19 protein-coding genes are annotated in these 12,735 nt (G+C 39.3%); all 19 read right to left on the reverse strand.

The features are described from left to right. Positions 1-16: 16 nt before the first annotated feature. Positions 17-763, reverse strand: a complete 747-nt coding sequence (locus G622_RS0120630; protein WP_026512216.1) for an EFR1 family ferrodoxin — start codon at positions 761-763, stop codon at positions 17-19. A gap of 92 nt (positions 764-855) precedes the next feature. After that, positions 856-1,071, reverse strand: coding sequence for a hypothetical protein (locus G622_RS0120635; protein ID WP_155831583.1), 216 nt, complete (start codon positions 1,069-1,071; stop codon positions 856-858). After that, positions 1,050-1,739: an MATE family efflux transporter gene (locus tag G622_RS25020; protein ID WP_049946000.1), complete on the reverse strand. Its 690-nt coding sequence runs from the start codon at positions 1,737-1,739 to the stop codon at positions 1,050-1,052. Before G622_RS25020 ends, G622_RS0120635 begins: the two co-directional genes overlap by 22 nt. Continuing rightward, positions 1,715-2,395 (reverse strand): MATE family efflux transporter, encoded by a 681-nt coding sequence (locus G622_RS25025; RefSeq protein ID WP_049946001.1) that lies wholly within the window; start codon positions 2,393-2,395, stop codon positions 1,715-1,717. The genes G622_RS25020 and G622_RS25025 overlap by 25 nt, the downstream gene beginning before the upstream one ends. A gap of 165 nt (positions 2,396-2,560) precedes the next feature. Next, positions 2,561-2,977: a YjdF family protein gene (locus tag G622_RS0120645; protein WP_026512218.1), complete on the reverse strand. Its 417-nt coding sequence runs from the start codon at positions 2,975-2,977 to the stop codon at positions 2,561-2,563. Between the two features lie 147 nt (positions 2,978-3,124). Beyond that, positions 3,125-3,589, reverse strand: a complete 465-nt coding sequence (locus G622_RS0120650) for a GNAT family N-acetyltransferase (RefSeq protein WP_026512219.1) — start codon at positions 3,587-3,589, stop codon at positions 3,125-3,127. A gap of 9 nt (positions 3,590-3,598) precedes the next feature. Beyond that, the gene (locus G622_RS24075; RefSeq protein ID WP_026512220.1) at positions 3,599-3,898 is read right to left on the reverse strand and encodes a GHKL domain-containing protein; all 300 of its coding nucleotides are present in this window, start codon (positions 3,896-3,898) and stop codon (positions 3,599-3,601) included. Between the two features lie 94 nt (positions 3,899-3,992). After that, positions 3,993-4,358: a dTDP-4-dehydrorhamnose 3,5-epimerase family protein gene (locus G622_RS24080; protein WP_049946002.1), complete on the reverse strand. Its 366-nt coding sequence runs from the start codon at positions 4,356-4,358 to the stop codon at positions 3,993-3,995. A 61-nt stretch (positions 4,359-4,419) separates the two neighbouring features. Continuing rightward, positions 4,420-4,851 carry a GNAT family N-acetyltransferase gene (locus tag G622_RS25030; RefSeq protein ID WP_049946003.1) on the reverse strand — a complete coding sequence of 144 codons (432 nt, stop codon included), beginning with the start codon at positions 4,849-4,851 and terminating at the stop codon, positions 4,420-4,422. A gap of 1 nt (position 4,852) precedes the next feature. Further along, positions 4,853-5,029: a hypothetical protein gene (locus tag G622_RS26290; RefSeq protein ID WP_155994906.1), complete on the reverse strand. Its 177-nt coding sequence runs from the start codon at positions 5,027-5,029 to the stop codon at positions 4,853-4,855. A gap of 8 nt (positions 5,030-5,037) precedes the next feature. Continuing rightward, a complete protein-coding gene (locus G622_RS24095) occupies positions 5,038-6,084 on the reverse strand; it encodes an alpha/beta fold hydrolase (protein ID WP_049946004.1) in 1,047 nt (348 codons plus the stop codon). Positions 6,085-6,275: 191 nt separating this feature from the next. Continuing rightward, positions 6,276-6,776 carry a hypothetical protein gene (locus G622_RS0120685; RefSeq protein ID WP_026512221.1) on the reverse strand — a complete coding sequence of 167 codons (501 nt, stop codon included), beginning with the start codon at positions 6,774-6,776 and terminating at the stop codon, positions 6,276-6,278. Positions 6,777-6,829: 53 nt separating this feature from the next. Then, entirely contained in the window at positions 6,830-7,234 is a 405-nt protein-coding gene (locus tag G622_RS0120690) for a GNAT family N-acetyltransferase (protein WP_026512222.1), read from the reverse strand. A gap of 471 nt (positions 7,235-7,705) precedes the next feature. After that, positions 7,706-8,608 carry an AraC family transcriptional regulator gene (locus G622_RS0120695; RefSeq protein WP_026512223.1) on the reverse strand — a complete coding sequence of 301 codons (903 nt, stop codon included), beginning with the start codon at positions 8,606-8,608 and terminating at the stop codon, positions 7,706-7,708. Between the two features lie 157 nt (positions 8,609-8,765). Further along, a complete protein-coding gene (locus G622_RS0120700) occupies positions 8,766-9,299 on the reverse strand; it encodes a GNAT family N-acetyltransferase (RefSeq protein WP_242833038.1) in 534 nt (177 codons plus the stop codon). A 187-nt stretch (positions 9,300-9,486) separates the two neighbouring features. Then, on the reverse strand, positions 9,487-10,362 hold the full coding sequence (locus G622_RS0120710; RefSeq protein ID WP_026512225.1) for an alpha/beta fold hydrolase: 876 nt from the start codon (positions 10,360-10,362) through the stop codon (positions 9,487-9,489). A gap of 194 nt (positions 10,363-10,556) precedes the next feature. Continuing rightward, positions 10,557-11,045, reverse strand: coding sequence for an isochorismatase family cysteine hydrolase (locus G622_RS0120715; RefSeq protein WP_026512226.1), 489 nt, complete (start codon positions 11,043-11,045; stop codon positions 10,557-10,559). Between the two features lie 176 nt (positions 11,046-11,221). After that, complete coding sequence (locus G622_RS0120720) at positions 11,222-12,196, reverse strand: phosphotransferase family protein (RefSeq protein WP_026512227.1); 975 nt, start codon at positions 12,194-12,196, stop codon at positions 11,222-11,224. Further along, positions 12,196-12,723: a GNAT family N-acetyltransferase gene (locus G622_RS0120725; protein ID WP_026512228.1), complete on the reverse strand. Its 528-nt coding sequence runs from the start codon at positions 12,721-12,723 to the stop codon at positions 12,196-12,198. The genes G622_RS0120720 and G622_RS0120725 overlap by 1 nt, the downstream gene beginning before the upstream one ends. Positions 12,724-12,735 lie beyond the last annotated feature (12 nt).

Genomic DNA, 12,735 nt, shown 5'->3' on the forward strand with positions numbered 1-12,735 from the left:
TCTCCATTTTTCATCGTTAAGAAATTAAAAGCTCACCAATTTCTATATGTGGATTCCTATATCTGGCGGAACTCTTCTCTCTATTATGGTGGATAGCATTCTTAGGGCAGTTCTGAATACAAGCTCCGCAGCTTATACAATTCTTTGAAAAGAGTAGGTGACCATTTTCAATATGTATATTTCCCATTGGACAAAGTCTTGAACATGTGCCACATCCCGTACACGCATCGTTCACGGTAACTTCTTCTGTAATACCAATTCCTATAGGAAACTCATACTTTTTCTTATGACTACTTGTAATAAGTTTGCTTAAAAACGAATTCCTCTTTACATACTTTTTCTTTTCAACTATATCGCCCACAATCTGGTCAATTGCGTCCTGCTGCTTTTTGCTATCGCCTTCCTGTTTTTTCATGTCAGCAAAAGTAATGCAGTTCTCGCCCATTAAAACAGAATTAATATAGTCGAACTTTCTTCCATTTGCCAGAGTAATCTTGTTTACCTCGTTGCAAACAGATCCAGCAAAACATCCGTAAGTTGCTATGGCGAAGAGATAGTTGCACTCTACCTTCAGTTTCTGCAAAAAATCCTCAATATATGGTGGTATGCAAAGCCCGTAAACCGGAAATACTATACCTACAACATCATCTTTTATCTCACAGGTTCCCTGTTTGATCAGCTTGGGAATAGATAAACACTCTCCTCCCAAGCACTTGGCCACATACAAGCAATTTCCAGTTGAGCTGAAATACAAGGTTTTCATTCAATATCCTCCAAATGTGTAAAACATAAACTGTATAGTAACTATACCCTTTGGAGAAAAGAAAACATGGATTACACTGATTATTTTGCTTTTTACACTGATTTATCCATATCATCAAGCGCTCTGTCAAAAGCTTCAAGGAACTGCCCCATGCTATCCAAAGTACTTTCAGGTATCTGGTCGAGCATAGCTTCATACATAGTTCCCATGTTTTCATGCATCTTGCGGTGATCATTCCTTGCCGCTTTACCCTTAACCAGGCAAGTTCCTTGTAGCTGTTCATAGCTCACGCTCCTAATTTGTGACAAATACGATACTCTGCTGAATATGTCTTTTGTATATAGGATACCATTACAAAAGCCACTATCATGGATAAAATATGGCTTATCAGAAACGCAAACCATACTCCGTTTAAGCCAAAGAGCTGTTTAAAAATATAGGCAGTTGGAATTCTAAACACAATGTAATAAAGAACCAAAAGAACCATCGCCATTCCCGGCTTACCAATTCCCGTAATATATCCCTGCATACAACTTGTGAGCATGTACAGAACATAGCCAATACTGATTATTGAAAAGAACCTTGATACTACCTGTGCGACTTCAGCCCCCTGTCCAAAAACTGCTGTGAGCTGACCTGAAAAAAGAATCACTAGCACGCTTGTAATTGCAATGAGAGAGCCTCCTATGATCATGCTTGATTTCAAATAATCCATCGCCCTGTCATGCCTTTTTGCTCCAACACATTGTCCCACTATGGATGTTACTGCCATACACATTCCTGTAGTAGGCATAAACATTATAAGCTCAAGATTTCTGGCGACTCCAAAGCCTGCTATAGTGTTCATTCCAAATGAGGAGATGAAAGAAATCATAAAAGCAGAACTAAGTGGCGGCATGATCGACTGTACTGTAGTTGGCACAGATAAACGGACCATGGTTATGGCATCATTCATATTGATCTTTTTAAAATCCATAGAAAACATCTTTTCTTTTTGTGATAAATAATGGCGTAAACCAGGCATAGAACTTCAGAAGCCACTGTAACAATTGCTGCGCCGGCTAGTCCATAAGCTTTTATTGCAAAAGGATCAACAACTGCATTAAACACGGCTGTGAGCATCATACCTTTCATCTGAAACATTGGATCACCAAATGCCCTAAAGATTGATGTAAACACCATATAGATAAATAATGCTGCATTTCCCAATAAGTAGATCTTTAAATATGTTGCGGCATCAGAAAAAATAATTTCCGGCGTTCCCATAAGAACCAGTATCGGATCAACAAGTACTTCGCCTAAGATGAGAAGTACAACTGAAAAAATGGTGGACATTGCTATAACGGTCCCTACTGCCCCCGGAATATGTTTCCTGTCATCTGCTCCTACAAGATTAGCTATCATAACTGAAATACCGTTACCAACACCCATTGAAATGGAATTTAGAAACAAAACAATCGCCGTTCCAGCGGTGAGCGCCGACATCCCCAGCTCTCCAAGCAGGTTTCCAACCCACAAGCCATCCACCATGTTGTAGATCATTAGCATGATCATGCCTACCATAAGTGGAGCAAACATCTTGATAAGTGACTTATTTGTTTCTCCATTAATAAAATCAATTTTGCTATTCATTTTTTCCTCCTTTTGTATAGCTGCAATACTGTTTAGTAACTATACACTTTGCAAAATAAAAAAGACTCCTTGCACTTATTTGGAGTCTTTTTACACTGATTTTAATTGAGTAATCTAATTGTGTAATTACTCATACTTTTCCTTTCTTTTTCCAGTTAATAAAATTCAATGCCCTTTATGCTTTTCTCTTTTCTTTTCCTGTTTTAGTTCAAACAAACGCTGATTCTCAGCTTCCTTTTGTTCGCGGCTTTTGCATTTCCGTTCCAGTTTATTCTGCTCCTGTTGTAATTTGAGAGCCTGCTGTGATTTAGTACCTATGCCAGTCTCCAGTATCTGCTTTTTCGCATCACGCTGCGCTCTCTTGGGATTCTTCTTAGTTTCCTTTACGGTAGTTTCAATCTCTGGACTAAAATGCAGATGATAATAGTTCCGATTAATAAACTCAAGCAACTTTATATCCTTTGGTTCAGCACCAAAAGTCACTTTAGCTGCTGATAGTTTTTTATCGATAACCCTCTCAAATACCCCCACCCAAAATGGATCTTCAAAATACACGATCAGCCTGCCACTTACTCTATCCATTGTTGATCATCCCTCATATTAGGCCCTTCAATTTAGCCTCTGTACATTTATATGTAGTAGTAGTGACCATACTTTATCATAGCAAAAGAAAACAGACCCAAATCACACTGATTTAGGTCTGTTTTTCACTGATTTAATAGGAGTTCATCAAAAAAGACAATGTGGTCCTACATGTTTTGAATAAAACACAAACTCCTTATCGCGCTTTATTTCTTTATAGCCAAGCTTAGTATAAAAACTATTTGTCCTGACATTCCAAACAGGTGTATCCAGTGTATACTCCTTTACTTCCGGGAACATATTCTCAACTTCCTGCATAATAAAAAGCCCATACCCTTTTCGAAAGTGCTCCGGTGCAACGAATATCCTGCCAACATTTAAAACATCATTTTCCAAAAAAAGGATTGCTCCGCCAACAATGAGTCCATCATCTGTCAATTTATACAAATGCCCCTGTCGTGCCATTTTCGTATGAAATTGTAATGACATATATCCGGGAGGTCCTCCCGGTGATTCCGCACCGATCAGTACATCACTGTCAAATGCGCGCTTCGATATTCCATTCAATGAAAGCGCATCAGAAGTACTTGCCTTTAATAACTGTAAACTCATATTGACTCCTTAACTGACCAACATTCTGACTTTGAAGGCCTTTTCTTCAGCTATATATCTTATCTCGCTATCAGTCTGATTTATGAAATTCAGAACACTTCTGGTTCCTATTCCATGATTCTCCTCATTACTAAATGGGTGTCCTTCTGCATCCAGGACGATTTTATCTGCACATGAGTTGCTGATTTCTATCAAGAGCTGACTCTTATATCTGGCATTGATGTCGATTCTTCTCTCATTCTCTGGAACTTTTTCGCAGGCATGAATAGCGTTTTCAATAAGGTTGCTGATCACTATGGCAAGCTGCATCTCATCCACATTCAAATCAGCAGGTATAGTAGCAGATATATTTACTTTAATGCTCTTTTCTTCAGCAACTGCTACATAGTGTGTTATTGCTGCATTAAGGAGCGTTTAAATCATAATCCGAAATTTCGGAAATGGGTACGGGCAGTTTGAGACCGATTTTTGAATCTCTGTGATTTATTTGTTTTGAATGAGCATCGTCGCCACTTCTGTCCACAGAATATAGCTGTATCGTATCATTCTGCAATGATATAAACGCATGACCAAAACCTGCAGGAATCAGTACAGCCAAGGTATTTTCTTCTGATAGTTCAATTGACTCCCATTGAAGATAGGTTGGCGACTTTTCTCTCAGATCAATAACGTAATCCAACCCTCTGCCTTTTATAACTGTCACAAACTTCGTCATTGGTGAACTTTCATCTCTGTAGTGTATTCCAAAAAAAGTTCCTTCTTTAGGCATACTGTAAATTCTTGTCTCCAGGGCTTTAAAATCAGCAGTGTTATCATCAAAAACTTTTCAATTATTCGCAATACATACATATTGTTCCATTTGATAACTTAAATCCGTTCTTTTCGTAAAACTTAGCCGCTGGTGCATACTCACTTGTATATAGAACAATGCCTGCAAGTCCTTTTTCTTTACTGTAATCTTTAACTGCATTTAATAATTGTTTACCTATTCCATGCCCTTGTCGTTCGGGAAGTACCGCCATCTCATTAATGTAAATCTCTTCTTTGCTTCCGGAAATTTTACAAAGCGCGAATATACAACCTAACACTTCATCATTTTCTTCATAAACATATCCAACAAATCTTTTCTGTTCAAAAAAATCGCGAAGATATTCTGTTGCATTTTCTGCAGTCCAATCTATTCCCCAATGTTCCATGGGGAATGCTTTTGCATAAATCATGCCACATTGTGCTAAGTCAATGTTCTCCATAAGTCTAATCATTTTACTGTCCCACCAAGATATGTTCTTGAAGCGACTTGCACAAAGCCGCCGCATCTCCATTCACTTCATCAAATCTGTAATCCACAGCTTCAGAATCAAACAATCCATGTTTCCTCTCAAGCATCTGCTCAACAGGTGCCGGCAAGTTTCCATGCATTCTCTCCTTCTGTTCGTTCATCACTTCTGCTAAAGCATTTTCTTCAGTATTTCCCGCGTCCTTACTCCATCCTCATAGATAGGACTGTGGGCGCATCCTTTATATAAAAAGAACTCTTTTTCCGGTGCTTGTATCGCCTCGTAGTATTCCTTCTGCACCGATGTGGCGCATGTCATATCATGCTCACCGGCAAAGAACCAGATCGGTATATCAATGCTTCTGACGCTTTCAAACGCATTAAACATCCTAGATTCATTATGAACCGCAAACTTACCGGAAGAAGCCTTCCCTCTCCACAGATTTATCCTCTCAAGCGGAGTATAAGCTGTTACCCGAAGGCTTGGGAAAAAGAGGCCTGTTATCACATTATCCATGTCCGATGTCGTCCCGACACCAAGTTCATGCATGGCCTTGTCTCTGAGACCTGAGCCGGAATATTTTTTATAATCCTCCTGCGACTCGTGTATCCTGTACTTATCAAACTTCTTAATCATCGAGTTGTTACCCTGTGCCTCATACTGAGAACGCATGTAATCATAAGCCAGAAGTTCTGAGCGATGCTGATCACAGCACTGTGACATAGCCATATATGCGATATATTTCTCCGGGTGAAGCGAAACCACATTTAACGCAATATAGGTTCCAAACGAATGGCCCATGATATATATCTGTTCCTGTCCAAAGCGGTCTCTGAGATAGTCTGTCACCAAAATGGCATCATCGATAAATCTCTCTGTCGTCATATCATCAGGATTGGCATCACTTTCAAAAGACAGGCCGGTTCCCCTGTAATCGAAATAGCACACGGTAAAATGCTCGGGGAGTATCGATGGATATAAACTCTCTACCAGATACTGCGGAATTCCCGGGCCGCCTCCGCAGACAAGCAGCACAGGGTTGTCAACATTATCTGATAAGATGATCGTCCCTATATTGGTGCCATTTATGTCTAATTTTGTCTTCTCACTTATCGCATGGCCCTTAGGCAGTTGCCCGGTACTTGGAGGAATTAAGTCACATATGATAGTAATCAGTATTAAAGGTATTATGATATACATATATTTCAATTTAATCACCCACTATTCTCATGATTTTATGCTCTTACTTAATAATACATTCCATCTGAAGATCATATGGCTCATCTTCCACATAGGATGAAATTGGGTCAGAACTGAGACGGAAACCCACAGCGGAATAGAAGCTCATCGTTCTTCCAGAGATACCCCATCCTGTAATCATCACGTGCATTCAGTACCTTTGAAAAAACTTATTCCTGTTGAAATGCTATTTTATATTTTGGCAAAACTATTTTAATAAAGATCACTGTATTCAATGCAAGAAAGAATCCATACTGTATTCTCGCAGCAATTTCAGGAATGATAAGTGATATCCCATTCATGTCTCCACCACCAAATAAAGAATACAGAAAGCATAAATATATCGGATCCACAAATAGCATAATTATCGTTACGTAGAACATACATGCCTTAAATACATCTGAAGGAACTTTGATCAAAATATCTATCATTCTTACAAGTATATAGCCAGTTATCAGCGTAGCCACTGAACCAACAATGCAAAACACCCCCATCTGAATGTCTGTCATTTTCTCAGCAAATACATCTACCTGAACCCCTAGTCCTATCATGTTGATCCGCTTATACACTCCGATGGTCATTGCATATAACAAATGTGCTCCTTCGTGAATCATGTAATATGAAATTATAGCTACAATCAATCCAAGGTATTGTCTCGTCCTTTTACTCAAAACAGTTCTCCCTCGACTAATCTAAAGTCTGCTTTTATATTAATCTTAGCCTATCATCCAAAATTCTTTATTACCATTGCTGAATAGTTTTCATATTTTTGAAAACCAAATTTCTCATAAAATGGTATTGTTTTCGGATCTGAAGGCATTACCTTGATATACAAGTGTTTTTCAGAGCATGCCAGAATTCTTTTCATCAATTCTCTTCCTATTGCATAGCCTTGATACTCAGGATCAACTAGCAGATAATGTAAAAATGCAACTGTCTCTCCATCATCCAATGCTCGAACCAGCCCCACCAAACGGTCACCATCCCATGCTGATACAACATGGGTCGAATTATGCATAGCTTTGACCAGTTTTTCTGGATAATGTCCGGACTCCCAGTTCACTGACAAAAACAATCTTTCAATATCTTCAGCTCTAAAATCTTTTATATCTTTATATAATATTTCCATATTTCACCTCTTCCTTATCCTAACAGACCCATTAAAAAAACACCAAAACACACATATTTGATCCTGTTTTACACTTATTTTTCTGAACATACATGTTGAACCACTAACCCCGTCCCCACTTCGGTGTAAAACACAACAAAATAAGTGCACTTTAGCTTTTCACTAATCCTACATGGTACTTTGTTTACAAAAAATAATGAAGTAGAATCATATGCGGAAAAAGTAATGTTTGAAAGTAACTACGCAAGGATTGAATACATTGAAAAAGACAATGTGGTTCTCCACACCTGGAAAAAAGAAGCCCACTATGAGATGTACCGTGCTTCAGTAATAGCATCACTGCACTTATTACAGTCACACAAGGGATTTCTTATTCTCATTCATTGTAATGCTTTTCATCTTGCGAAACTGGTATCATGTTTGTTAATGAGAGAAGAATCGGTCGCCCGATTCTTCTCTCCAAGACATGCATCAGTTATTTCCATCTTTCTTCTTCACGGGGATCCAGATTGCACTGTGATAATCCTTATCCGTCATTTCGCCATTTACACAGTCATACCATTCTGCAGATGCATTCCCGCAAAGTTCATAGTCCGGATTACCCGGAAGCCACTCATTGAAAATCTGTGTATTCAGGCTCTGCAGTGCCTCAGGAATAGGGCCGATGCAGTCAAATACTGCCCAGTCACCCATCGGAAACTCATAAACCACCATTCCTTCAGGAACTTCCCCTCCGGCATACTTCCCAGCCACAAGATACCTAAACTTTCCCTCTCCGATATCATCGATGCAGACTCCATACTCTCCAATGCAGTTCTCTACGATAGCCTTCTCATAAGGATTGGCCGGAGCATTCCCGGCATAAACATTTGCTGCATACTTCTCGCAAATCTCATCCCAGAACTTTGGAATCTCCTGATAAGCAGTATCATTATCAAATATCTTTTGAAAACCGATAACCTTAAACTGGAACATTTTTGTAATTTTACAATTCATTTGATCGCCTCCTTGAACCTGTAGTTTTACAGTCAGTGGAAGGAACGTCCTCACAGCCGCCCCATCACGGACCTGTGATGGTGTTACACCGTGAAAGCGAGAAAATGCCTTTGTGAAGCTCTCAGGCGTCTCATAGCAATAAGCGTATGCAATATCGATTACCTTATCATCCGTATTCTTCAGATCCAATGCTGCCTGATACAGCCTGCGGTTTCTGATATACTCCCCAATTCCGTATCCGGTCATCAAGGAGAATCCCTTCTGAAGAAAGAACGGAGAAATATACACCTGATCTGCCACATCCTGCGCACTGATGTTGTCTTTCAGATGTTCTTCCATATAATCAATTGCTGTGCGAATGCTGGTAAGCCACTCCATCTTATACAATCTCCTACTCCGTTCCGGCCGTTGCTAAACATACACCAACGACTCGAAACAGCCTTTCCTTTACCCTGACACAATTAGTATATCTGGTCAGTCAGTACTCATCCTGTCATTTTCTGTTCAAATCTGTCCTATTTTCAGTCCGATTAACTTAAAATTGCTGATTTCTTTGTGCCAAATAGAAACGGTATAGCTTTTCTTTTGCATCATTAATATCTCTGTACATTTTTTTCTCTGTCAGAGAAAAGCCTACTCTTTCTATCGTTTTCCAAGATGGAAGATTATCCTCACGGATAGTGGCAATTATCTCATTTTCATCATAATGCTCAAAGAAATAACAAACATATGCCTTTATTGCTTCTGAAGCGTATCCATTATTTCGAAAATCTGCTCCGATAAAATAAGTAATGCCCACTTTCTCCAAATCTTCATAAAATGTACATCCAACAGCTCCGGCAGGCAAACCTGTTATTTTATCTTCAATCACATAAGCAAGATAATTCTTTCGAGGATCGTCCTCTCGCGCCAGATTTTGTGCCTTTATAATCCAGTCATCCATCCAGTAACTGCAATCTTTGCCAAAGCCTACATCATTCAAGCTCCCATCCAAAGCCATATGAATAAACGCCTCTCCATCCGGCAGTTCTATATCTCTAATTATCAATCTATCAGTTTCTATTACCATGTCGCTCACCTATAACTCCCTCATATCAAGCTCTTTCTGCTTTGTTGATAACGGAGCTTTTTGTCCTGTACCTAAGGTTATGAAATCAGCTACCGAATCACCCCAAAATCCTCGCTCAGGATCAATCCAACAGATTTTGCCGATCACTGAATTTCCTTTACCGAATGTTGTTACTTTCTTAAGTATATCAATTATTTAAGGTATTGACGCTCTCTATAACTATTTCCGGTTCCGTCAGGTGAATATAATGAGTGCTTTTCTTAGCCTGGATCCATATTGCTCTTTTCGAATACCCTAAATACTCTTTCATGATCTCCTGCCACAGTTGTTCGATCCTGGCGGCAAAAGGACGGCTGTTTCCACCAAATTCCATGTTTTCCTTAATTGCTTCCTCAGATGAATGAGTCACAAGAATGATCGGAATATCAGGATATTTTTCCTTAGATACCATATTTTTTAACGATGCACCATCGTGAGCTAACCTATACTCTTCCCTGCACGTGCGTAGATGCGTGGTATTTACAAGCGAATTAAGGATATCCTCATTTTGCTCCATGGAAAAATTGGCGTAATAAAAAGGCGGTGCCTGACACATCACTTTCTTTACAAAGCCTTTCATTCCAAGCTTAGTAAGCGTTTCTAAAAAAATAAAGTTTTTACTCTTATCTACTCCGGATTTTTTAAACTCCTTCGCAGTTAATTCCTTCTTAAATCTATTATCTTCTGTAGTTAATGGGTCCAAAAGAATTAGTCCCTTTACCATCTCCGGACAGAGACCACAGAACTCGCTGGCATACAGTCCTCCCTGCGAATGTCCTATTATCACCAGCTTTTCATCATGCGGGATTTCATCCAGGAGATTCATTAATTCTTTAGCAATATTCGTAGGCGTTCTTTCTTTATCACTCTTATCACTGTGATTTATCCCGGCTCTTTCATAGACAAGCACACCGTGATTCTCTCCAAGTTCTCTTGCAAGCGCTTCCCATTCAGCTATGCATGCTCCAAGGCCCATTTCTATTACGATATCTACAGTTTTACTTCCAAAAATCTTATAATTCATGATAGCATTCCCCTTTCCGATTCATCCTATCATCCTCAAAATAAAACAGACCCAAATACACTTATTTGAGCCTGTTCTGCACTTATAATAATTCATTTCAATGGAAAACAAATATCTATCTCCATATATCCGTCTTCCCTTATGCCCCACGCAGAAGACTTGCCTAATGCATTTCTCCCACCATTCTCAGTACTTTACCTGCACTCTGCAAGTGTTAATACATCACAGCCCTTTTTGGCATAATAATCATACATCTCAGGCAACTTCTTCAGATCATAGCTTGTCACACAATCAGATATTACATGCACTTTGTATCCGCATTTTGCAAGGTTATAGCTTGTAGATTTCACACACCCCGTTGCATCAGCTCCAGCGATATAGAACTCTTTTATTTCATTATTTTCAATAAAGTTCGAAAACGCCTCACAGGTGAGTGCACTTGCTTTTGATTTTTCAAAAATATTCTCTGATACTACATTTAATTCCGGGACCAGCTCAGCTCCCTTGCTGCCGGGTTTAAAGGTTCTTGTTTTCTCAGACAGATTAAAATGTTTTATATAGATTACGCGCATGTCATTTTCTGATGCCCAGTCAATAGCTGTATTTACACGCTCTACGATCAGTTTGTAGTTCTTCGTGATGTCGTTCTGAAGGTCTATAACAACCAATGCCTTGTTTTCCATATTTGATCTCCTTTATTCTCGGGCTTTGTTATGTTTACAGCATAACAGTCCGGAAGCGTTAAACTGTCTGTTTCACTGATTTGCATAAGTTTTACACTGATTTTTGAGTAACAAAAAACACTGCAGGTCACAACCTGCAGCGTTCATCGTCTCTCATACTCATACCCGATCCATAGTTAAAGTATATCAAAAGCCATGTCATACATTTCTCTTGCATCATTGGTATTTCTTATATAGTTTGGCTCGTCCGGCTCATATCTTACATATTTTTCTACTTCTTCAATAAGGGCCAGGTAACAAACCGCTAATGCATATCTAACTTCAGTCTCTTTAGAAAGAATTATCCTTTCTGTTGCAGTCTCGTTGTAAATATCCAGCTCTTTCTGTTTGGCTGAAAGTGGTGCTTTTTGTCCTGCACCCAGAGTAATAAAATCAGCTACCGGATCACCCCAAAACCCTCGCTCAGGATCAATCCAGCAGATCTTGCCATCATGATAAAGGACATTACTGTCCCACAGATCAAAATTCACCATTCGGCAAGGTACATTCCGGAGGAACCCAGCATGTTTATCAATATATGAGATAAACTTCTCCCCATCAGGGGTCTCGTATCCAAGAGCCTTACAATCCTTAACAAGATTACCCGCCATGGACTTTAGCGCATCATACCATGTATCGTGAAGTCCGGATTGTATGTAGCCAAATCTGTCATTTTTGATCCTGTGTATCTTGGCAAGCATTTCTATTTTCTGCTTCTGAACGTTTTCATATTCATGATCCGAAAAATTCACAGCCCACAAAGGCTCTCCTTCCATCATCTGCATGATGAAGCAGTTACTCTTTACGATGCTTTTTGAAAAATCAGACACATATACTTCCGGGCAAAGAATATCTGTGTTTTCATGCATTTTCTCATACCAGAACACTTCTGATCCCATCATGTTTTTCTCATATGAAAGAACCGTAGCACCCTCCGGAGGAGCTATCTTGAGGGCAAAGCTCTTTCCATCATCAAGCATTACCTTATATGCAGAATTGAACTCTCCATTGCCAAGTGGTGCTATATCTGACACATTCCCAAGTTTATGGAATGCGAAAAGCTCCTTTATTTCTTCTAGAGTTGCTTCATATTTCGTTTTACTCTTGATCATTATTCAGCCCTTTCTTTTTCCCACTCTGTACGCGTAATAGCATATGCATAAGATATTTCATTCTTGGGATCAGGATATTCCTTCACTTTTTTCATGCCATTGGCCATAGCCGTTGAGTAGGAGCCGATATTTGTGTACTTCATATAAGAGTAAATCTTCTCATAATCTGTATTCTCAAATGCCCAGTCTCTGCATGCGCGCGCAGCTTCTTTTGCAAATCCCTGTCTCCAGAATTTCTTGTTAATGTGGTAGCCTATTTCAGGTAGCAATTCTCCGTCAATATTCTGGATAGTAATGCCACAATCGCCTATGAATTCCCCTGTATTTTTAAGTGTGACTGCCCATAATCCGAACCCATAAGTTTTATAATTATCAAGATTCCAGGTTATCCATCCCATAGTTTTCTCTCTGTCAAACGGGGCCGGATAATGCTGCATAGTCTCAGGATCGGATAATATTTCATATAAGGCATCAAAGTCATCTACTGTGAATTCTCTGAGGATTAATCTCTCTGTTTCTATTTTCATAGTAACCTCCCG

Source organism: Butyrivibrio sp. LC3010, from assembly GCF_000424385.1.
In the GTDB taxonomy this organism is placed as follows: Bacteria; Bacillota; Clostridia; order Lachnospirales; family Lachnospiraceae; genus Butyrivibrio.

Excerpts from the sequence above, each read along its gene's own strand:
- G622_RS0120690 (WP_026512222.1), bottom strand. The coding sequence starts at position 7,234 with ATGGAAATATTATATAAAGATATAAAAGATTTTAGAGCTGAAGATATT.
- G622_RS0120720 (WP_026512227.1), bottom strand. The coding sequence starts at position 12,196 with ATGATCAAGAGTAAAACGAAATATGAAGCAACTCTAGAAGAAATAAAG.
- G622_RS25020 (WP_049946000.1), bottom strand. The coding sequence starts at position 1,739 with ATGGATTTTAAAAAGATCAATATGAATGATGCCATAACCATGGTCCGT.
- G622_RS0120650 (WP_026512219.1), bottom strand. The coding sequence starts at position 3,589 with ATGAGTTTACAGTTATTAAAGGCAAGTACTTCTGATGCGCTTTCATTG.
- G622_RS26290 (WP_155994906.1), bottom strand. The coding sequence starts at position 5,029 with ATGAACGAACAGAAGGAGAGAATGCATGGAAACTTGCCGGCACCTGTT.
- G622_RS0120630 (WP_026512216.1), bottom strand. The coding sequence starts at position 763 with ATGAAAACCTTGTATTTCAGCTCAACTGGAAATTGCTTGTATGTGGCC.
- G622_RS0120645 (WP_026512218.1), bottom strand. The coding sequence starts at position 2,977 with ATGGATAGAGTAAGTGGCAGGCTGATCGTGTATTTTGAAGATCCATTT.
- G622_RS0120710 (WP_026512225.1), bottom strand. The coding sequence starts at position 10,362 with ATGAATTATAAGATTTTTGGAAGTAAAACTGTAGATATCGTAATAGAA.
- G622_RS25030 (WP_049946003.1), bottom strand. The coding sequence starts at position 4,851 with ATGATTAGACTTATGGAGAACATTGACTTAGCACAATGTGGCATGATT.
- G622_RS25025 (WP_049946001.1), bottom strand. The coding sequence starts at position 2,395 with ATGAATAGCAAAATTGATTTTATTAATGGAGAAACAAATAAGTCACTT.
- G622_RS0120725 (WP_026512228.1), bottom strand. The coding sequence starts at position 12,723 with ATGAAAATAGAAACAGAGAGATTAATCCTCAGAGAATTCACAGTAGAT.
- G622_RS0120700 (WP_242833038.1), bottom strand. The coding sequence starts at position 9,299 with ATGGTAATAGAAACTGATAGATTGATAATTAGAGATATAGAACTGCCG.
- G622_RS24075 (WP_026512220.1), bottom strand. The coding sequence starts at position 3,898 with ATGCAGCTTGCCATAGTGATCAGCAACCTTATTGAAAACGCTATTCAT.
- G622_RS0120695 (WP_026512223.1), bottom strand. The coding sequence starts at position 8,608 with ATGGAGTGGCTTACCAGCATTCGCACAGCAATTGATTATATGGAAGAA.
- G622_RS0120715 (WP_026512226.1), bottom strand. The coding sequence starts at position 11,045 with ATGGAAAACAAGGCATTGGTTGTTATAGACCTTCAGAACGACATCACG.
- G622_RS24080 (WP_049946002.1), bottom strand. The coding sequence starts at position 4,358 with ATGCCTAAAGAAGGAACTTTTTTTGGAATACACTACAGAGATGAAAGT.